This window comes from Paenibacillus naphthalenovorans (assembly GCF_900099895.1).
GTDB classification, from domain to species: domain Bacteria; phylum Bacillota; class Bacilli; order Paenibacillales; family NBRC-103111; genus Paenibacillus_G; species Paenibacillus_G naphthalenovorans.
On sequence record NZ_FNDY01000003.1, the window covers coordinates 267715 to 286751 of the forward strand.

A 19037-nucleotide genomic window follows, 5' to 3' on the forward strand; every position below is an offset into this window, starting at 1 on the left:
AAATCTTTTAATTTCCTACATCATGCCAAAAAACCTTTTTCTAACCGAAACGCATACCGGTCTGAAAAAGGTTATTGCTGGAAGAACGGGAAAGCCTAAGGATGAGAGCTCAAGAGACAAATCATTGTGGCGGACAGGATGAGTTCGATCCGTAGAGGCGGCTGTAGTATTCAATCGTTTCACGGAGTCCGCTGCGCAGCGTGACACGGGGCTCCCACCCAAGCTGTTCTTTGGCCGCCGTGTTGTCAAGCCGACTGTGGATGATGTCGCCGGCGCGCGGAGGCATGTAGCGGGGAGCGAACGGCTTGCCGCACAGCTCGCTCATTAGCTTCAGCAGATTATTTACCGAGGTCTGCTTATTCCAGCTGATGTTGTATATTCCTTTGCTCCCGCGTTCAACGGCCGCCAGGTTGGCGCTGACGATATCTTTGACATAAATGAAATCACGGGTTTGCTCGCCGTCCCCGAAGATAACGGTTTGCTTTCCTTGCAGCAGCTGATCCACGAAGACGGACACGACGCCGCCCTCTCCTTTGGGATCCTGACGAATTCCATATACATTGGCATAGCGCAATATGGTGTAATCGATTCCGAATAAATGAGAGAAGATCTCAATGTAATGCTCTGGCGTTTGCTTGGAAATGCCGTAAAAGGAAATCGGGCGGAGTGGATGCCGTTCATCCGTTCCAAGATACTCCGGAGGTCCGTACACAGCGGCAGAAGAGGCGTAGATCAGTTTGCGCACTTTATGCTCGCGGCATTGCTCCAGCAGGGCAAGGGTACCCAGAATATTGACTTTTGCATCGAGCAGCGGACGCTCTATGGAAGTTTGCACGTCGATTTGCGCCGCGTGATGAATGACCATATCCGGTTTGGCTTGCTCAAAAACAGCTCCGAGCTGATCCCCTGTAATGTCGATAAGATGAAATATTGCCTTGGGATTCACGTTCTCCCGACGGCCTGTCGTTAAATTATCGACAACATGCACCCGATGTCCCGAATCGATGAGCGCATCCACGATATGTGAGCCAATAAAACCCGCGCCTCCGGTGACCACAAAATTCATTTTCTATTCCTCCAAAGTATAAAATACAATATCGTGAATGGAGGCCAATCACGCCGCACGTTGCTCAGGTTGACTTGCCCGGAAGCAGAGGAACCTTCCAATGCGCTTCTTCGATCCAAGTCCGGGTACTGAATTCCCGTCCGCGAATCACGACTTCATGCGGGTATACCTGTACGTACATTCCCTGTACCGGCGTTCCCGATTGACCGGGGACGGGCCTTGTTTTGCCTACCGAGGCATTGTTGAACCAGTGAAAGGTGTTCTGCCGGTTGTAATGGTCTTCTCCGACAAAGTTGCGGTGACTGTGTCCGGACAGCACGAAGACGTTGATGTAAGGCTCCAGAATGGCGCGGAATCGCTTGGCGCGAATCAACCGATGCGTACCGCCGTCCGTGCCCGGCTCCGGAAGCGGTTGATGGATAAAGACAAAAACGGGCCTCCCGTCTTTGTGGGCTTTCATCGTTTCTTCAAACCAAGCCAGCTGTTCGTCGGAATACCATGCTCCTTCTCCGACCTCGGGCGTTTCCTGGACGTAAGTCTCCTGGGACAGCATGATGAGATGAACGCCCTTGATCCATACCTCATGATAAGGTTTGTCCTTATACCCGATAAACCGCATAAACCGCTCGCGTGACATGGCGTCCGTTTTGCCGTTGGGCATCGTCTCCGTAGAGAAAGCTCCTTTGGCGTTCAGCCATATATCGTAATAATCGTGGTTGCCCATATTCCCATACAGCGGTGGAAGCTTATACTCATGGAGTATCGATTGCAGACGTTTGTACTCCGACTCTCTGCCGAAGTCTGTCAAGTCGCCTCCCAGCACGATCGTGTCCACATCCGATTCGAACTTGCTGATGTCTTTCAGCGCCAAATGCAGTCTGCCGTCGAAGACGGAATCCGCCGCGGAAATGTGCAGATCGCTGAGCAGAAAGAAGGAAAGGACAGGGACGGAAAGATCGGAGGAAGCCGTCCGAGCCTCGGGCTGTTGGGAATGATTTCCTCCGGATTTGGTTTCAGTGTATGTATCCGAGGCGCCATTCCATATTTGAGATGCAGTCAGGGCGCCCCCTGACATCAACGTGAGGATGGCCAGCATCTGTTTGACAAAGAGTCTTCTGGACATCATATTCGGACTTTCCCTCCGGGTATTGTGCTAATTAGCTTCATTATAATGGAGCAGGCATAAAAATAGAATAAGCGTTTTGTAAATTTAATGTCGAACGCTGTAATAAATTCGCAGGCGAATGAACGGGTACTATAAGAAATTAGTACTTCCGTTCTTATCCGGCTTGGATATACTAAAATGAACAGTACCTTGCCGGCAGGCAGGGTCCGGGACAAAAGGTGGTGTGGCTTATGAGCAAAAAATGGGTGGAAAACCAAGCGCCTCTCTGGATCGAGCGGGGAATTGTAACCCGCGAGCAGGCGAATCAGATTCTGGATTTATATGAAGATAAAAAGCATGCCGTCGGTCTGCTTCCGATTCTCGGAAGCATTCTGCTCGGGCTTGGGATTTTGAGCTTTATTGCGGCCAATTGGCAGGATATTCCGCAGCTCGTCCGGTTGTGCCTGGTGATGGCGGCGATGGCGGGCTTCTACGTTGCGGGGGAGATCATGGTGCGCAGGGGCAGCGATAAGCTGGGCATCGCACTTGTCGCTCTCGGTGTTATTACCTTTGGCGGAGGCATCATCCTCATCGGTCAAATGTTTCATCTGATAGCTTACCATGCGGGAACGTTCATTTTGTGGTCGGCCGCGGGGGCGCTGGCAGCATTCCTCTACCGCAGCCGTTATTTATATTTGCTGAGCTTGCTGCTGGTCAATATTGCCCAGTGGTACAGTGTCAACGAGTTCGATACGTTCAGCTATACGGCTTTCGGTCTGCTGGTGCTGGCACTTGGGACTTATGTCTGGAAGCGGCGCAGCCATCTTCTGATCTGGCTGTTCAGCTTCAGCGTAACGCTGCATCTGCTGATGTGGACGACGTCGGGGCAGATTCCGTTCCTGTGGATGTTCATTCCCGCTATGTCGCTTTATGTGCTGGGCGATTGGCTTGAGGAGCGCCGCGGCGGTTACGCACTGCAGTCGGCGCCGCTTACAGCCGCGTATATATTCGGTGTGTATATGGTCCTGTTCCCGGGCGAATGGAAAGACGGGATGATGGAGCAGCTTCGGCCGGAGCCGCTGTTTTATATCGGAGCACTGGTGCTTCTGTTCGCCGTTTCGCTCGCGGGCAAAATGAAGAACGGAAAAGCTCAAAGCGCGTTCGAATGGGTATTGCTGGTACCGTTTATTTACATGCCTTCGGGGATCGAATTGTTGTACCTGCTCTCGCTGTTCTTTTTCTCGCTGTATGTTTTATGGTGCGGGTATGCACAGGAGTGGCGCTTCAAAATCAACTTCGGCACGCTGCTCTTCATCTGCAGCACGCTGGTGGCTTATGGCAAATTGACTTGGGATTTCATGGACAAATCGCTGTTTTTCATCATCGGCGGAATGATTCTTCTCGGGCTTGGCTGGTTCCTGAACCGCCGGAAAAAACAGGTTTTGGACGATACGAAGGAGGGGATTCGGCATGAGTAACGGGAGCGCGGTTTCGGTAAAGCGCCGTTCCTTGCTTGTGTATGGACTGGTGCTGCTGCAGGCGCTGGTGCTGGCCGGAGTCGCCGTATCGTATTATGCCGTCGGCTGGTTCGGTCAGGATGTCCGCGTCCGAACGGTGCCTGTCGATCCGAGAGATCTGCTGTATGGGGATTACGTGACCTTAAGTTATGACATCAGCCGGCTGGATCCCTCCTTATGGAAGGATCCCGGCAGCCGGGCGGAGCGGGGCAAAACGATTTTTGTAGTGGCGGCGCCCGGAGCCGATGGGCTGTTTGAGGCCAAGGCGGCCTATGGGTCGAAGCCCTCCGCCGGGCAGGGCGAGGTCGTCCTGAAAGGACGAATCAATTACAACTGGGACGATGCGATTGCCGTGAAATACGGGATTGAAAAATACTACGTTCCGGAGAACACAGGCCAGGCGTTGGAGGAGAAGGCGGACCGGTTGATTGTTCACCTGAAAGTGGCTCCATGGGGCCAAGCAGTGATTCAGGGGTTGGAGGACCGAAAAGACTGAGAGAAAGGGGGCGGATACGCGGATGCGCCCGCTTGCAACGGAGAGTGTTCCCTTTTACAATAGGGGGTATCTATTTTGAGACGTACTTTGAGACGTACATAAAGGGGATAGATCATGAGCGAATTCACCGATCTGCTGATCCTTGATCGGTCCAACGATCTGACGGAACCGGATGTGCTGTATCCTTTTGCCTTGGAGGAGCTGCTGTGCAGGCATGTCGGCGAGGGCGGAGCGCCGCTTGTTCATCTTTGGCGGCATCCCCGGGCGTTTGTCATGGGCCTGCGCGACAGCCGTTTGCCGGGAGCGGGGAAAGCAGCCGAATGGCTCGAAAGGGACGGCTATTCCGTGGCCGTGCGCAATTCCGGCGGTGCGGCCGTCCCGCTGGATCTCGGCGTTGTCAATCTATCGCTGATTCTGCCTAAACGCAGGCAGGGAGAAATTGATTTTCGCGATGACTTTGAGCGAATGGTCGAACTCATCCGGCTCACCCTGCAGGAAACCGGGGCGAGCGTGAGTACGGGTGAAGTCCAGGGCGCCTATTGTCCGGGTGATTTTGACCTGAGTATCAGCGGGCGCAAATTTTGCGGCATTGCCCAACGGCGTCAAGCGCACGCTTATGTAGTGCAGGCTTTTGTGGTGGCCGAAGGAACGGGCAGGCAAAAAGCGCGGCTGGCCCGCGAGTTTTATCAACGCGCATCGGATCAAGCGGGCGGCGGTTCGGATCACCCCCGGGTAACGGAGGAGAGTATGGCCAGCTTGGAGGAGCTTACCGGCATCGGCGCCGCCGCCGCGGCGAAGTTTGCCGACGGCGTCAAGCGGGTGATCCGTGACCGGCAAACTCCGGAAGGGATGGAGCGGGCCGCCTCCGGACTGTGGCTGCCTGAACGCGATCAGGTGATAGAGATGATCTGTATGCTGAAGCAGCGTTACGGCATACGAAAAGGATAGCGGCAGCTGCAATCACTTAAGAAATTGCTTCAGCATCCATGGCAGCTCGTTCTGCCAGAAGCCCCATATATGCTTCCCCGGCTTTTCCTCATAGTTGACCAAACAGCTTCTCGCTTCGAGAAGCTGTTTGGTCATTCGATTCGCTTCCACAAAATCGAAGGTCCCCCGATCCGTATGAACCTCTGTTTCATCCAACCCGATCACCATGGACACGTGCAGCCTGGATAAATCGTCCTCCTGCGCAATGCGGTCTCTTGTCGATTGGAAAAATGCGCCCGATAAGGATATAACTTTACAAAATAGGCTAGGATAATCTAAGGCGAGATGCAGGGATACGGTTGCACCCAGAGAATCGCCCGCGATCATCCGTTCGTTTAAGTCCGCCCGTACAGGGTAATGATGTTCAAGGTAGGGCACCAGCTCCCGGGCGAAAAAACGGCAGTATGCGGCAAACCGGCTGCCTTCGGGAGCGTATTCGGAGGTGCGGACCGACTTATCCACGTCCACGCCTACGATGATGGCCGGTTCTATATTCTCGTCATAAATCAAGCGGTTCATGGTGGTGGCGATCCGTCCGAAATTGAAAAAGTCTTCTCCGTCCTGACAGTAAATCACCGGGTATGACAGCAGCTCGTTGTAACCGGGCGGGAGATATATTCGCAAGGAGCGGTCTTTGCCGAGCTCAGCCGAAGATATCGTTTCTTTTACAATGGTCCGTTTGTAGTACAAGCTTTCGTCCATGATAGCCATCTCCTTTGTATTATAATAGTTTTGTCGAAAAGAGGCATCTGTATTACTTATTTTGAGAAACTGTTATAGTGTTATGCATGTGTATATATCATATTTTTCAAGTAAGTTATTGTCTTATTGATAAAAACAGGTTTATAATAATACTATAACAGAAATTTTAAATAATCGACATTTTCATGTTTCTAAAAATCTATCTTAGAGGTGAATTTGATCATGAGCAAGCCGTATATAGTTGACGTGCAAGAAGTTCAGCCGTTGTCCGTTCTGGCTGAGGATGGTACGGTAGTCAATCCGGAAGCGATGCCGAAGCTCTCCGACGATCAGTTAAAGGAAGTTATGCGCCGCATGGTATTTACGCGGACGTGGGATCAACGTGCCGTAAACCTGACCCGTCAGGGCCGTCTTGGTTTTTATGCGCCGGTATCGGGTCAGGAAGCGACGATGATCGGCAGCGAGTTCGCTCTGAATAAGGATGATTTTATTTGTCCGGGGTATCGCGACATGCCTCAGATCGTTTGGCATGGCTTGCCGATGTACCAAGCGTTTTTGTATTCCAGAGGACATCAGCATGGCGGTCAAATTCCGGAAGATGTGCACGTGCTGATGCCGCAGATTATTATCGGAGCCCAGTATCTGCACGCGATGGGTGTAGCCATGGCGTTCAAACAGCGCGGGGAAAAGCGTGTCTCCATCACGTATACCGGCGACGGCGGTTCCTCCGAGGGTGATTTCTACGAAGCGATAAACTTTGCGGGGGCCTTCAAGCTGCCGGCGATTTTCGTCGTTCAAAATAACGGTTATGCCATTACGACTCCGTTCTCCAAGCAAACGGCTGCGTTGTCCATAGCTCACAAAGCGGTAGCGGCGGGGATTAAGGGCGTGCAAGTGGACGGAATGGATGTGCTGGCTGTCATCAAAGCAGTACAGGATGCAGCGGAACGCGGACGCAATGGCGAGGGAGCCACGCTGATTGAAGCGGTAACGTACCGGTTCCTGCCGCATTCCATGTCCGGCGACGATCCGTCCAAATACCGTACGAAAGAGGAAACGGCGGAATGGGAACAGAAAGATCCGTTGAACCGCTTCCGCAATTACCTCGTGAGCAAGGGCCTGTGGTCGGAAGAAGAAGAGGCCGCTGTGATCGAGGATGCGAAGAATACGGTGGCGGAGCAAATCAAGAAAGCCGAACAGACGGAAAAAATGACGGTGCCGGGATTGATCGACAGCATGTTCGAAACGACGCCGCAGCATTTGGAAGAGCAGAAAGCGGATTATTTAGCGTAAAGGGGAGGAACCATCAGCCATGGCTCAAATGACAATGATTCAAGCGATCAAGGACGCGATGCGGGTTGAGCTTCAGCGCGATCCTAACGTGGTAATTTTCGGTGAAGACGTGGGGAAAGTCGGAGGCGTATTCCGGGCGACGGAAGGTCTTCAGGCGGAATTCGGGGAAAACCGCGTATTCGATACACCGCTGGCCGAATCGGCGATCGGCGGAATGGCCGTCGGTATGGCGATTCAAGGCTTCCGGCCGATTATGGAAATCCAATTTATCGGGTTTATTTTTGAAGCGTTTGACCAAATTGCGGTTCAGGCGGCCAGAATGCGCTACCGTTCCGGCGGCCGTTACCAGGCTCCGATCGTCATTCGCACACCGTTCGGCGGCGGAGTGAAGGCGGCGGAGCTGCACACGGATCCGCTGGAGGGTCTTTTGGTGCAAACGCCAGGGATTAAAGTGGTCGTGCCGTCCAATCCTTATGATGCGAAGGGCTTGTTGATTTCGGCCATTCGCGACAATGATCCGGTCTTTTTCATGGAGCATCTGAATTTATACCGCTCGTTCCGCGCCGAAGTGCCGGAAGGCGAATATACCGTTCCGATCGGCAAAGCCAACGTGGTTCGCGAAGGTTCTGACGTCACCATCATCACATACGGAGCTATGGTGCATACTTCGCTGAAGGCTGCGGAAGAATTGGAAAAAACCCGCGGCGCGAAGGCGGAAGTCATCGACCTGCGCACGCTGATGCCGCTGGACATCGATACGATCGTGGAATCGATCAAAAAGACGAACCGTGCGATCGTGGTACAGGAAGCGCAAAAAACGGCCGGCATTGCGGCGGAGGTCATCGCTCAGATCAACGAAAAGGCGATTTTGCATCTGGAAGCGCCCGTGCTGCGTGTGGCTCCTCCGGATACGGTATATCCTTTCGCACAGATTGAGGATCAATGGCTTCCGAATCCGGCGCGCATCGTAGCCGGTTTGAATAAGGTTCTGGATTTCTAATTCTGATAAATCGTAAGGACGGTGACTGACCGATGGCAAAGTTTGAATACCGTTTTCCCGAGCTGGGCGAGGGCATTCATGAGGGCGAAATTGTCAAGTGGCATGTAAAGCCAGGAGATACGGTAAACGATGAAACGATCCTGATGGACGTGCAAAACGATAAATCGACTGTAGAGGTTCCTTCCCCGGTGGAAGGCAAAATCGTCGAGCTGAAGGTTGACGAAGGCACGGTGTGTACGGTTGGCGATTTGATAGCCATTTTTGAAGTGGAGGGTGAAGTTCCGCAAAGTGCGGGCGGACACGGCGAAGCGCCTGGCGCCGCTGAAGCGGCAGCGCCTGCTGCGGCTGGGGCGGAAACCGGCGCCGAATGCGCGGTGGGCGGAGCTGTTGCGGCGAACGTGAACGCTGCGAAGCTGGATACGCCGATGGCAGGCGGCTCGTCCGCGGCGGCCGGAAGCCAGAAGCGTGAGGTATTGGCTACGCCGAGCGTCCGCAAGCTGGCTCGCGAGAAGGGTGTGAACATCGCGGAAGTGACGGCAACCGGGAAGAACGGGCGCGTGACGAAAGAAGATGTGCTTGGATTTGTGAACGGCGGCGGGAAAGCTGCAGCACCGGAAGCGGCGGAAACGGCGGCTCCTGCAGCATCGAAAGCTGCGCCTGCGGCTTTAACAGCCGCAAGCGGAGACCGCGAGGAAGAGCGCGTACCGCTCAAAGGCATCCGCAAGGCGATCGCCAATGCCATGGTGAAGAGCGTGTATACGGCGCCGCATGTGACGCTGATGGACGAAGTCGACGTGACGCAGCTCGTCGCGCTTCGTACGAAAGCAAAGCCGATTGCCGAGAAGAAAGGCGTCAAGCTGACATACCTGCCGTTCATCGTGAAGGCGCTGGTTGCGGCGGTTCGCCAATTCCCGGTAATGAACGCGATGATCGACGAAGAAAAGCAGGAAATCGTGTACAAAAAGTACTACCACATCGGGATTGCTACCGATACGGATAACGGTCTGATCGTTCCGGTTATTCCGGATGCCGACCGCAAGAGCATGTGGGCTATCGCCGAAGCGATTAAAGATTTGGCGGCGCGCGGCCGCGAGGGCAAACTGGGACCCAACGAGCTGAGAGGCTCGACGATCACCATTACGAACATCGGCTCCGCCGGCGGCATGTTCTTTACTCCGGTCATCAATTTCCCTGAGGTGGCGATTCTTGGAACGGGCCGGATTACGGAAAAGCCTGTAGTGAAAAACGGAGAGATCGTTGTCGCTCCTGTCATGGCATTGTCCTTAAGCTTCGATCACCGTATTATCGACGGTGCTACTGCTCAAAACTTTTTGAATTATATCAAGCAGCTGCTGGCCGATCCGGAACTGCTTGTCATGGAGGTGTAATCCGTTATGGTAGTTGGAGACGCATCAGTTGAAATCGATGTGCTTGTCATCGGAGCCGGTCCCGGCGGGTATGTCGCCGCGATCCGTGCCGCCCAGCTCGGCAAAAGCGTGCTGGTGGTGGATAAGGCCGAGCTTGGAGGCGTCTGCCTGAACCGCGGCTGCATCCCGTCCAAAGCCTTGATATCCGCGGCACATCAATATGAGCTGGTCAACCATGCCGCTTCGGTCGGTATCTCGGCGGAGAATGTCTCGATCGATTTTAACAAAGTCCAGGAGTGGAAAAACGGCATCGTCAAAAAGCAATCCGGCGGCGTCGGCATGCTGCTCAAGGGCAATAAAGTACAGGTATTCCATGGCGAGGCGCTGTTCATCAACGAGCATGAGGCGCGCGTGTTTAACGATAACGAAACGGCCCGGTACCGTTTCAACCACTGCATCATTGCGACGGGGTCCCGTCCGATCGAGCTCAAGGCGTTTCCTTTCGGCGGCAGGATCATCTCCTCGACAGAGGCGCTGTCCTTAAAGGAAATTCCAAAGAGCATGGTCGTGATCGGCGGCGGCTACATCGGAATCGAGCTTGGTCAAACCTATGCCAAATTCGGTACGAAGGTTACGGTGCTGGAGGGATCGGATTCGATTCTTCCCGGCTTTGAGAAGGATCTTACCCAGCTTGTGGCGCGCAACCTGAAAAAGCTGAATGTAGACATCGTGACGGAAGCGTTGGCGCAGAGCTCCGAGCAAACCGACAAGGATGTAACAGTGACCTACACCGTAAAAGGCGAGGAAAAGAAAATCACGGCCGACTACGTGCTTGTTACGGTAGGCCGTCGTCCCAATACGGACGGCGACCTGTCCCTGGAACTCGCCGGAGTGGAGGTTGGCGAGCGCGGCCTGATCAAGGTGAACGAAAAATGCCAGACCAACGTGCCGCACATTTATGCTATCGGCGACATCGTACCGGGTCCTGCGCTTGCGCATAAAGCTTCCTATGAAGCAAAAGTGGCGGCGGAATCGATCGCAGGTCTGCCCAGCGCAGTGGACTATAAAGTCATTCCGGCCGTCGTATTCTCCGATCCGGAAATCGCGGGCGTCGGTCTCAGCGAGACGGAAGCAAAAGAGAAGGGCATCAATGTCGTCGTAGGCAAGTTCCCGTATGGAGCTAACGGACGCGCGCAATCGATGAACGCCACCGACGGCTTCGTGAAGCTGATCGGCGACAAAGACAGCGGACTGTTGCTTGGCGGGTTTGTCGTCGGTGCAGAAGCGTCCAACCTGATCGCCGAGCTGACGCTGGCCATTGAGATGGGAGCCACGCTTGAAGATATCGCGCTCACGATCCATGCGCACCCGACGCTTGGCGAGATTACCATGGACGCTGCCGAAGGCGCGCTTGGCCATCCGATTCACCAGTTAGGGAAGTAAGAAAGAATGAAAAGCCGAGGATGAATGGAAATCCATGTATCCTCGGCTTTTTGCGTTTAAAGCAGTACGGATGCCGAGGCGCTATTTGTCCTTGTCTCAGCATGTCCGTTCCATGCAAAAGGATGTATAATAAAGACAATGACCAAGGGATAAAGGGCGTGTTCAACTATGCAAGCGCATACCTGTTTATTGGCGGATCGGGACGAAAACAAGCAAGCCGCGGACGAATGGGATCGGGAGTGCGGGACAAGGTTTATGGCTGAGCAGTTTTTGCAGTTGAATCCGGGTGCCGGCAAAGCGGAGCCGGAAAACTCATGAAGGGCGGCTCCTTTGCAGGCATTGACGGCTGCCCGGCGGGCTGGCTGACGGTGGAGCTTACGATTGACGGAAGCTGGACGGCGGGGGTGTTCGAGGACCTGGAAAGCCTATGGGCGGCGTATCGGCAGGCAGCGTTGTTGTTGATCGATATGCCGATCGGTCTGGCCGACGGCAGCGAGCCGCGACGCTGCGATGTGCTGGCGCGGCAGCTGCTGAAGCCCGGACGGGCGTCCAGCATATTCCCTGCGCCCGTCCGCGAGGTGCTGAGTGCCACGGATTATGCGCAGGCGAATGCGCTCCAGCGCAGGCTCAGCGGTCGGGGATTATCGCGCCAAACCTGGGCGCTTGTCCCGAAGATTCGCATGCTGGACCGGCTGCTCCGGCAGGATGAAGCGGCCCGCTTAACGTTTCGCGAGTCGCATCCGGAGCTTTGCCTCGCACAGCTTTTCGGCGGCCCGATGCGCAGCGGGAAGAAGAGCCAGGCGGGCTTTGACGAGCGTATGGCGCATCTGCGGGGCGTGTATGCACAAGCCGACGAGGTTGTCGAAGAGCTGATGCTGCGGTATCCGCGCAAAGCGGTGGCGCGGGACGATATCGTCGATGCGCTTGTGCTCGCGGTAACGGCATGGTTGAGTGAAGGCAGACCGAGGCAACTGCCCGAGGGCGGAGATGGGGACCGCTTGGGAATACAACGGATCATAGCTTATTACTGTTTTCTTAAAGAGGAAAGGTTGGAAAAGCACAATGCCGAATCGTTGGGCAAGCTTGATGGTTGAAAAGGCTGCGGTTGGCATCTGTCTTTGCAAATGGGATGGCCGTCAATTCATGGTCGAAGAGGCGAATCCGGCTTTTTTCCAGATCATCGGCTATACAAAAGAAGAGCTGGGGCAGGCATCCTTCTTATCTTTTCTATCGGCTGAATACAGGGATTGGGTATTGAAGCGCCCGGAGTTTTTTGAGTATGATGAGGTTCTGTTTTCGGAAGAGAGATGGACCGTAAAACACGGGCATCAAGTGGATGTGGAGCTATCTTTACGCGAAACGGTTATGGATGGGGTCTATTACTATATTATGGTTGTCAGAGACGTCAGCGACAAAAAATGGATTTTACGGCAGGGTACGGGGTATGAGGTAAGCGGAACGCTGACGACGAAATTCCGCTTTACCGATTGCTCGCTCCACGGCCCCTTGCTGGATCTGCAGAGAAAAGATTTGTTAGCGCAGCCGTTTCTTTCTTTTGTCGGATCCAAACATTTGCTTCAGGTAAGGCACTCGCTCCGCCAGGCCTTATTGTCCGCATCCGGCTTCAGTATGGCGCTGGAGTGGGTACATAACCATCGACAGGCAGATATGGAATTTCGCTTTCAACCTCTGTTAAACGGCAGGCAGGAAGTCACCCGAATTGCCTTTGTCGGCAAATGCCTGGCAAACGGGCAAACACGGGAACCGTCGGGAATAGCTGTTACGCTGCGCATGCTGATGGCGGAACGCCGTATGACGGCAACCAGGCTTTCTGAGCTGACCGGACTGTCCGTGGGCACGATCTCCAAAATGAGAAACGGAAAAATTACAAACCCGCATAAATATACCATACAATGTATTGCGGATGCACTGGGTGTTCCGATTACCGAGCTTTGGCGCGATTAGATCTGTAACAATATGTAAAAACGGGCGTAAATAATGCAATGTTTTAACCTTTTTGTCGAATCTTAGCGAAAAATGACACATAAAATACTTTCTACAAGCATGGATTAGTCCTTTTGTCTTATATCGTGTTGTCGTTTGCCGATCTGCTTGATTATAATTTAATTATAAAACGGAATATTTCATTACGATAATGGCAAACTTGTCGAAAGGCAAGGACGCAAAGCAATGGGCCTAAAGTATTTCATGCTATGGCAGCCATGCCGCCGATAATGGAAGGAACGTATTTTTCATGCACCTTTCCCCGGCTGGAGAAGGTGCATTTTTTCTAAGCTGCAAAACGCTTGATTCAGAGGAAGGAGGTAGTCCGGATGTCCGACTCTATTACGGAAATGGAATTGGTCAAAATGATAAAATCGTTGGCGTTGGATTCAGCGCCGAATGGTGCCGGTTTGTCGGATTATTCCAAAGAGGAAGCTCTCGGCGGGCATAAAGAAAATACGAACCGAGGCTGGTTTAGTGTAAGCGGAAATGAAATTTTTGTACATACGTCGGATGACGAGATGTCGCCCCTTACCATTGAGGCTATACCCCCGGTCAAGCTGACTGTAAATGGAGAAGCGGTCTCCGGTACGGTAACCGTAACATCCAAGGACAAGCTGGAGTGGTCCGTAGAGGAATCTCCATTGTTTGAAATTCAGGTATCCGAGGATCGTATGCAAGCCTACCTGCTTGTGCATTCACCCGTCAGGTATGTATGGAAGCTCAGCGAGTGCGAGCCTGCTGCCCATTTGGTTCTCAGAGCGGAAGAAGACCAATCGATTATTCTTAACAAACTGGAGTTTAACGATATTATTCTTGAGCTGGATCGTTTGTCGATCACGAAAAACCGGAACATCGGGGCAGTGTTTGAGGAAGTGCTTAATCCGACATTCGAGCCGATTTTGATCGCGCGGGGAAAGCCTCCGGTTCCCGGAAAGGATGCGGAGCTGCAGCTCTTTTTCACAGAGCAGGTGGAAAATCAGTATGTGGAAATCGGGGGCGTGGTCGATTACAGAAATCATTTAAATATTCCTTCGGTCACTCCGGGAGATGTGATCGCCCGAAAAATTCCGCCGGAAGAAGGGACCGTCGGCTACGACGTATATGGCAATTTCATTCGGCCAAAAGAACCGAAGGATATTGTTATTGTAGCCAAAGACGGGGTGCAAATCCGGGAGGACGGCTTCGTTATCGCTCTTAGAGAAGGAAGACCGCGCATCACCGGCAACCAAACGAAGTTTTTTGATATTACGAAGGCTTATATCGTACCCGGCGATGTCAATATTGAAACGGGACATATTGTTTTTTCCGGCGACATTATCATTTATGGAAACGTGATGGAAAGCATGATCGTCGAGTCGCTTGGCAATGTGTATATCTCAGGCAGTGTCTACAACGCTACCGTCACGGCAACCGGCAGCATTTACATTCAAGGCAATGCGATCAAAAGCAATCTGTACTCCGGTTATTTCGGGGTGTTGTATAACCGGCTTTACAACAATTCCAAATTGTTAATGTCCCAATTCGAACAGCTGCTTGAAGCAGCGAAGCTTCTTTTCGAGATGGTGGAAAAGAAGGGGCAGAAGCCCCATTACGGACAAATTATTTTACTGCTCGTGGAAAACAAGTTTAAAGATATTTATAAACTGGCCAAAGAAGCGTTATCGGTAATTATCAATATCCGGTCCCGAGACAAGACGGCTTGGCTGAATCTTAAAGACATGCTGGAACGGTTCCTTCAGCTCTCCCGGATGCCGCAATTGATTTCTCACGGAACGATTCTCGGCATTTTGAATTCTCTCAGGGAGACGGTCCAGCATGTCGGCAGCATGCAAGAAGCCAAAGTACGGATCGATATCGGGCAGTGCCATTTATCCACGCTCAAATCCAACGGCGACATTTTGATCCGAAAAGAAGGGGTGCTGCAAAGCGACCTGTACTCAGCGGCCAATATTGTATTTTATGACAAAGATGCCGTATGCCGAGGCTCCCGTTTGGAGGCGGACGGCATGATTTCCGCCATGATGGTCGGCGGTCAGACGGGGGCTCCGTCTGTTTTGAGGTCCAAGACGAAAATTATTCTGAAGAGCATGAGCTCCGGCAGGGTATGCATCGAAAATTACTGCATCGAAATTCTGGATCACATCGAGAATCAGACGATCGATATGGAATGGGTAAAAAGCCGCGTATATTCCGCCAGAGGCATTCAAAATCAACAGACCAACGGTAAATTGGCGTGATGACGGACGATAAAGGTTTACACCCGTTGATAGAAAAATCGCATCTGCTGGGCAAGAGGTTGAATAAAAATATATATAATCGAAATGGACTATTAATTCTGCCAGCTTCCTCCATTCTTACAACGGAAAGCCTTAAATCGCTTCAAGAGCACGGTCTTAAACTTGACAGTACGGATGTGATTCTCCCGGAATTTGAGCCTGAGCAGCTTGTACGGCTTGCTATCCGTGAGATGAAGGAGATGTTTGCGGATATCCGCGCCGCCGGAAGGGTTCCTGTCGACAAGGTATGCCGTACGGTTCTGCCGGCCATCATGCGTATTTCGGGCCGTTCGGATACGTACCGCATTTTGTTGACGCTGGAGAAGCAGGATGAAGATACGTACAAGCACAGTGTCGGAGTCGGCGTGATGGCGGGATTGCTGGCCAAATGGCTCGGCCTGTCCGTAAATGAACGGGTTCGAATCACCTTGGCCGGCCTTCTTCACGATGTGGGCAAGCTGTTCGTTCCGCAATCGATCCTTCAAAAGCCGGGCCAATTGGATGAACAGGAGTTCCGTGAAGTCAAGCGCCACGCCCGGTACGGTTATGATCTCCTCGTTCGCGAACCGGGGCTGGATCCGGTGATTGCTTTGGCCGCGCTGCAGCACCATGAACGGGAGGATGGCAGCGGCTACCCTGCGGGGTTACCGGGAAACCGCATTGAAAAGGTTAGCAAAATCGTGGCTGTGGCCGACGTGTTTCATGCAATGTCCTCTAAGAGGGCATACCGAAATGCTTTGCCTTTATTTGATGTGCTTCAAAGCATCGCCGATCATGCTTATGGTATGCTGGATCCGGGTATTGTCCGCTGCTTTGTCCGGCATGTGACCGAATGTACGATTGGAAGCCGTGTAGACTTGTCTGATGGAACGCAAGCAACGGTAGTCATGGTTCATGAAGCGGATCCTTGTCGTCCCCTGGTGTATGGGTCCGGTCAGTTTATCGACCTGAGGAAGCGGCCGGGGTTAAAGATCGGAAGGCTGCGCGACGGGGGAACCGTTTCTGTATAGTGGATGATCATCGAGGGCGCCGGGCGGTTTCTCCGCCGATAAGGGCGCTTTTTCGCGTTTTATGGCTTTCTGCGCCGATCGTCAACAATGAATATTTCCACAGAGCCTCGTAGAGGCGGCCTGTTGAGGACAACGGAAGGTGAAGGAAAGTCATATCGGGTTAGCCGGAATCATATATTATCCATTACAGGAATATGTAAACGTTTTCGGACGACCCTGGCAAAACATCAGTTGATCCGGAAGCGGTTTGCTTACCAAGCGCAGCTTGACATGACTAGCCCGATGTGGAGGTGGTTTCAATGACCAGCAAACCTTGGCTCAAGCATTATCCTGCCGAGGTGCCACCGACCTTTGATTATCCGAAGCAGAATTTGGCACATTTCTTGAAGGAATCCGCCCAGACCTATCCGAAGCATATCGCTTTAGATTTTTTGGGTAAAAAAATATCTTACCGGGAGCTGCTCGATTCAGCCTACCGGTTTGCGAATACGCTGATCCGCCTCGGCGTCAGAAAGGGCAATCGCGTAGCGATCATGCTGCCCAATTGCCCGCAGACCGTGATCGCTTATTATGGCACACTGCTGATGGGCGGAGTGGTAGTGATGACGAATCCGATGTATACACCGCGGGAGCTGGAGTACCAGCTCAAGGATTCGGGGGCGACCGTGATCGTAACTTTGGATTTGCTTTTCGACCGGGTTTACCAGGTAAAGGAGAAGGCGGAAATCCGGCAGATCATCGTCACGTCTATCAAGGACTATTTGCCGATACCGCAAAATTGGCTGTATCCCCTATTTGCCAAACTGAAGAAGATGAAACGGGATGTTATTTATGGGGAAGGCGTATATTCGTTCGTCAAGCTGCTGCGCCGGGCATCCCCGGAGCCGTGCGGCGTCAAGCTGGATGCGGAGAATGATCTCGCACTGATTCAGTACACGGGCGGGACGACAGGGCGGGCCAAAGGCGTGATGCTTACGCATTATAATCTGGTCGCCAATACGATTCAAAACCGGCTCTGGTCTTACCGTTCAAAGCAGGCAGGCGAGGTTTATTTATCTGCATTGCCTTTTTTCCATGTTTTCGGCTTAACGGTGCTGTTGAACAAATCGGTCTATTTGGCTGGAACGATGGCTCTGCTGCCGCGATTTGAGATCGCCCTGCTGGTCGAGACCGTACGACGGGTGAAGCCGACGATCTTCCCGGGCGCCCCGACGATGTATGCGGGTTTGATCCGTCATGCGCTAACCGGCAGTACATTGTCTTCTCTGGAGGTGTGTGTCAGCGGCGCGGCTCCTCTTCCGGCGGAGATTCAGCAGAAGTTTGAAGCCATGACGGGCGCCAGACTGGTCGAAGGCTATGGCTTAACAGAGGCGTCGCCGGTCACTCATGCGAACAATATATGGGAGAAACGTAAAATCGGATCGATCGGCATTCCGTTACCCGACACGGAGGCCCGGATCGTCGATCCCGATCACGATACGGAGTTGCCGGCGGGGGAAATCGGCGAGCTGATTGTTCGCGGCCCTCAGGTTATGAAAGGCTACTGGAATCGTCCGGAGGATACGGCAGCCGCTTTGCGGGATGGCTGGCTGTACACCGGGGACATGGCGAAGATGGATGAGGATGGTTTTTTTACCATTTTGGACCGAAAGAAAGATTTGATCATTGCCGGCGGCTACAACGTTTATCCACGGGAAGTCGAGGAAGTGCTTTATGAACATCCTGAGGTTGAGGAGGCTGTGGTGGCAGGAGTGAGCGACCCTTATCGCGGGGAGACGGTAAAAGCCTATTTGGTGATGAAAAAAAACAGTGAGGCAGGTGCGGAAGAATTGAACCTCTGGTGCCGGCAAAGACTCGCAGCATATAAGGTACCGCATGTTTATGAATTCCGCGAAACGCTGCCCAAGTCTCTAGTGGGCAAGGTGCTGCGCAGGAAGCTTGAGGAAGAAGAAGCGGAGAAGACGGATGACGATACGGTGGAAAGCTGATCTGAAACGATTTCGATGGGGAACAACGAGCAAGCTTGCCGGCGGAAAAGGCTTGACCGGAGGCGGCACCGGACATGTTCTGAAATGCCCGGCGGTGTCTTGGAAGAGAGCCAGCCGGAACGGGTGACGGTACGTTTCATTTGGTGTTCCGCCACTTGAATCCATTGATCTTCGAGGTGAGCTATGGCCATTCGGGATGAGCTTCAGCGACTTGTGGATCGAATGAACGGCAGCCCCGAGGCGATCCGGTCGCTGAATGCGGTATATCAATTTCATCTGGCAGATGACAATGTGCTGCAGGTACGCTTTCATGGAGGACAGGTGAGCCTCAAGGAGGGGGCGCCGGATCCTGCGGATTGCAAGCTGACGATGACGGAGGCGACGCTCCGCAAGCTGATGAACCGTCAACTGAACGCGGCAGCCGCGTATATGTCGGGGGATCTAAAGGTGGAAGGAAAAATGACGGTCGCCTTCCGGCTGCAAGAGGTATTGAAGGCTTATTCATAAATTTCAGGGTAGTTCTGACTTCAATGAGGGTGCTCCGACAGGTCGAATCCGGCCTGAGGGACACCCTGTTTTGATATGGAGACATAGATCCGGAGCCAATTCAATACAGCTGATCAAAAATGGGGAAAAAATGCGGCTGGCCGAAAAGAACGGAGTATAGGGACCGGGTAAATCCGATTCCTAAAGGCTGTCGGTAGAGCATCATTTGCGGTATGTTGAGCAGCGGTTCATGATCTGGAAGCCGACAGAAGCAAGGCCGATTGCTGCCGCCCA

Annotated in this window: 17 protein-coding genes and 1 riboswitch; of the genes, 14 read left to right on the top strand and 3 right to left on the bottom strand. The window is 53.0% G+C overall.

Annotated features, from left to right (window positions below; all coding sequences use genetic code 11):
- Positions 1 to 121: 121 nt before the first annotated feature.
- Positions 122 to 1066 (bottom strand): NAD-dependent epimerase/dehydratase family protein, encoded by a 945-nt coding sequence (locus tag BLT35_RS05180; protein WP_074727189.1) that lies wholly within the window; start codon positions 1064 to 1066, stop codon positions 122 to 124.
- Between the two features lie 64 nt (positions 1067 to 1130).
- Positions 1131 to 2192, bottom strand: a complete 1062-nt coding sequence (locus tag BLT35_RS05185; protein WP_083351192.1) for a metallophosphoesterase family protein — start codon at positions 2190 to 2192, stop codon at positions 1131 to 1133.
- A gap of 230 nt (positions 2193 to 2422) precedes the next feature.
- Between BLT35_RS05185 and BLT35_RS05190 the strand changes: the two genes are divergently transcribed.
- The 3 genes from BLT35_RS05190 (at position 2423) to BLT35_RS05200 (ending at position 5132) form a co-directional block, all read left to right on the top strand.
- Positions 2423 to 3649: a DUF2157 domain-containing protein gene (locus BLT35_RS05190; RefSeq protein ID WP_074727190.1), complete on the top strand. Its 1227-nt coding sequence runs from the start codon at positions 2423 to 2425 to the stop codon at positions 3647 to 3649.
- Entirely contained in the window at positions 3642 to 4184 is a 543-nt protein-coding gene (locus tag BLT35_RS05195) for a GDYXXLXY domain-containing protein (RefSeq protein ID WP_083351193.1), read from the top strand. The genes BLT35_RS05190 and BLT35_RS05195 overlap by 8 nt, the downstream gene beginning before the upstream one ends.
- Positions 4185 to 4298: 114 nt before the next feature.
- Complete coding sequence (locus BLT35_RS05200; protein ID WP_074727191.1) at positions 4299 to 5132, top strand: lipoate--protein ligase family protein; 834 nt, start codon at positions 4299 to 4301, stop codon at positions 5130 to 5132.
- Positions 5133 to 5144: 12 nt separating this feature from the next.
- Here BLT35_RS05200 and BLT35_RS05205 read toward each other — a convergent pair whose 3' ends face one another.
- Positions 5145 to 5873 carry an alpha/beta hydrolase gene (locus BLT35_RS05205; RefSeq protein ID WP_074727192.1) on the bottom strand — a complete coding sequence of 243 codons (729 nt, stop codon included), beginning with the start codon at positions 5871 to 5873 and terminating at the stop codon, positions 5145 to 5147.
- Between the two features lie 222 nt (positions 5874 to 6095).
- On the opposite strand from BLT35_RS05205, the gene pdhA reads away from it, so the two are divergent.
- From pdhA to BLT35_RS05255, 11 genes are all read left to right on the top strand, one after another.
- Positions 6096 to 7166 (top strand): pyruvate dehydrogenase (acetyl-transferring) E1 component subunit alpha, encoded by a 1071-nt coding sequence (gene pdhA, locus BLT35_RS05210; RefSeq protein ID WP_062409188.1) that lies wholly within the window; start codon positions 6096 to 6098, stop codon positions 7164 to 7166.
- Positions 7167 to 7185: 19 nt separating this feature from the next.
- On the top strand, positions 7186 to 8166 hold the full coding sequence (locus BLT35_RS05215) for an alpha-ketoacid dehydrogenase subunit beta (RefSeq protein WP_054820342.1): 981 nt from the start codon (positions 7186 to 7188) through the stop codon (positions 8164 to 8166).
- A gap of 32 nt (positions 8167 to 8198) precedes the next feature.
- Entirely contained in the window at positions 8199 to 9554 is a 1356-nt protein-coding gene (locus BLT35_RS05220) for a dihydrolipoamide acetyltransferase family protein (protein ID WP_074727193.1), read from the top strand.
- A 6-nt stretch (positions 9555 to 9560) separates the two neighbouring features.
- Positions 9561 to 10976, top strand: a complete 1416-nt coding sequence (gene lpdA / locus BLT35_RS05225; protein WP_054819157.1) for a dihydrolipoyl dehydrogenase — start codon at positions 9561 to 9563, stop codon at positions 10974 to 10976.
- Between the two features lie 168 nt (positions 10977 to 11144).
- Positions 11145 to 11294: a hypothetical protein gene (locus BLT35_RS26775; protein ID WP_175471927.1), complete on the top strand. Its 150-nt coding sequence runs from the start codon at positions 11145 to 11147 to the stop codon at positions 11292 to 11294.
- Entirely contained in the window at positions 11291 to 12070 is a 780-nt protein-coding gene (locus BLT35_RS05230) for a DUF429 domain-containing protein (RefSeq protein WP_054819158.1), read from the top strand. The genes BLT35_RS26775 and BLT35_RS05230 overlap by 4 nt, the downstream gene beginning before the upstream one ends.
- Positions 12039 to 12941, top strand: coding sequence for a helix-turn-helix domain-containing protein (locus BLT35_RS05235; protein WP_074727194.1), 903 nt, complete (start codon positions 12039 to 12041; stop codon positions 12939 to 12941). The genes BLT35_RS05230 and BLT35_RS05235 overlap by 32 nt, the downstream gene beginning before the upstream one ends.
- 182 nt (positions 12942 to 13123) lie before the next feature.
- Positions 13124 to 13209: riboswitch (cyclic di-GMP riboswitch) on the top strand.
- Positions 13210 to 13309: 100 nt separating this feature from the next.
- A complete protein-coding gene (locus BLT35_RS05240) occupies positions 13310 to 15220 on the top strand; it encodes a flagellar assembly protein A (protein ID WP_074727195.1) in 1911 nt (636 codons plus the stop codon).
- Positions 15220 to 16269 carry an HD-GYP domain-containing protein gene (locus BLT35_RS05245; protein WP_074727196.1) on the top strand — a complete coding sequence of 350 codons (1050 nt, stop codon included), beginning with the start codon at positions 15220 to 15222 and terminating at the stop codon, positions 16267 to 16269. Before BLT35_RS05240 ends, BLT35_RS05245 begins: the two co-directional genes overlap by 1 nt.
- Before the next feature lie 299 nt (positions 16270 to 16568).
- A complete protein-coding gene (locus BLT35_RS05250) occupies positions 16569 to 18257 on the top strand; it encodes a long-chain-fatty-acid--CoA ligase (protein ID WP_074727197.1) in 1689 nt (562 codons plus the stop codon).
- Between the two features lie 183 nt (positions 18258 to 18440).
- On the top strand, positions 18441 to 18764 hold the full coding sequence (locus BLT35_RS05255) for an SCP2 sterol-binding domain-containing protein (RefSeq protein WP_062409181.1): 324 nt from the start codon (positions 18441 to 18443) through the stop codon (positions 18762 to 18764).
- Positions 18765 to 19037: the final 273 nt, after the last annotated feature.

Excerpts from the sequence above, each read along its gene's own strand:
- BLT35_RS05250 (WP_074727197.1), top strand. The coding sequence starts at position 16,569 with ATGACCAGCAAACCTTGGCTCAAGCATTATCCTGCCGAGGTGCCACCG.
- BLT35_RS05195 (WP_083351193.1), top strand. The coding sequence starts at position 3,642 with ATGAGTAACGGGAGCGCGGTTTCGGTAAAGCGCCGTTCCTTGCTTGTG.
- BLT35_RS05205 (WP_074727192.1), bottom strand. The coding sequence starts at position 5,873 with ATGGACGAAAGCTTGTACTACAAACGGACCATTGTAAAAGAAACGATA.
- BLT35_RS05230 (WP_054819158.1), top strand. The coding sequence starts at position 11,291 with ATGAAGGGCGGCTCCTTTGCAGGCATTGACGGCTGCCCGGCGGGCTGG.
- BLT35_RS05240 (WP_074727195.1), top strand. The coding sequence starts at position 13,310 with ATGTCCGACTCTATTACGGAAATGGAATTGGTCAAAATGATAAAATCG.
- pdhA (WP_062409188.1), top strand. The coding sequence starts at position 6,096 with ATGAGCAAGCCGTATATAGTTGACGTGCAAGAAGTTCAGCCGTTGTCC.
- BLT35_RS05200 (WP_074727191.1), top strand. The coding sequence starts at position 4,299 with ATGAGCGAATTCACCGATCTGCTGATCCTTGATCGGTCCAACGATCTG.
- BLT35_RS05215 (WP_054820342.1), top strand. The coding sequence starts at position 7,186 with ATGGCTCAAATGACAATGATTCAAGCGATCAAGGACGCGATGCGGGTT.
- BLT35_RS05190 (WP_074727190.1), top strand. The coding sequence starts at position 2,423 with ATGAGCAAAAAATGGGTGGAAAACCAAGCGCCTCTCTGGATCGAGCGG.
- BLT35_RS26775 (WP_175471927.1), top strand. The coding sequence starts at position 11,145 with ATGCAAGCGCATACCTGTTTATTGGCGGATCGGGACGAAAACAAGCAA.
- lpdA (WP_054819157.1), top strand. The coding sequence starts at position 9,561 with ATGGTAGTTGGAGACGCATCAGTTGAAATCGATGTGCTTGTCATCGGA.
- BLT35_RS05180 (WP_074727189.1), bottom strand. The coding sequence starts at position 1,066 with ATGAATTTTGTGGTCACCGGAGGCGCGGGTTTTATTGGCTCACATATC.
- BLT35_RS05220 (WP_074727193.1), top strand. The coding sequence starts at position 8,199 with ATGGCAAAGTTTGAATACCGTTTTCCCGAGCTGGGCGAGGGCATTCAT.
- BLT35_RS05245 (WP_074727196.1), top strand. The coding sequence starts at position 15,220 with ATGACGGACGATAAAGGTTTACACCCGTTGATAGAAAAATCGCATCTG.
- BLT35_RS05185 (WP_083351192.1), bottom strand. The coding sequence starts at position 2,192 with ATGATGTCCAGAAGACTCTTTGTCAAACAGATGCTGGCCATCCTCACG.
- BLT35_RS05235 (WP_074727194.1), top strand. The coding sequence starts at position 12,039 with ATGCCGAATCGTTGGGCAAGCTTGATGGTTGAAAAGGCTGCGGTTGGC.
- BLT35_RS05255 (WP_062409181.1), top strand. The coding sequence starts at position 18,441 with ATGGCCATTCGGGATGAGCTTCAGCGACTTGTGGATCGAATGAACGGC.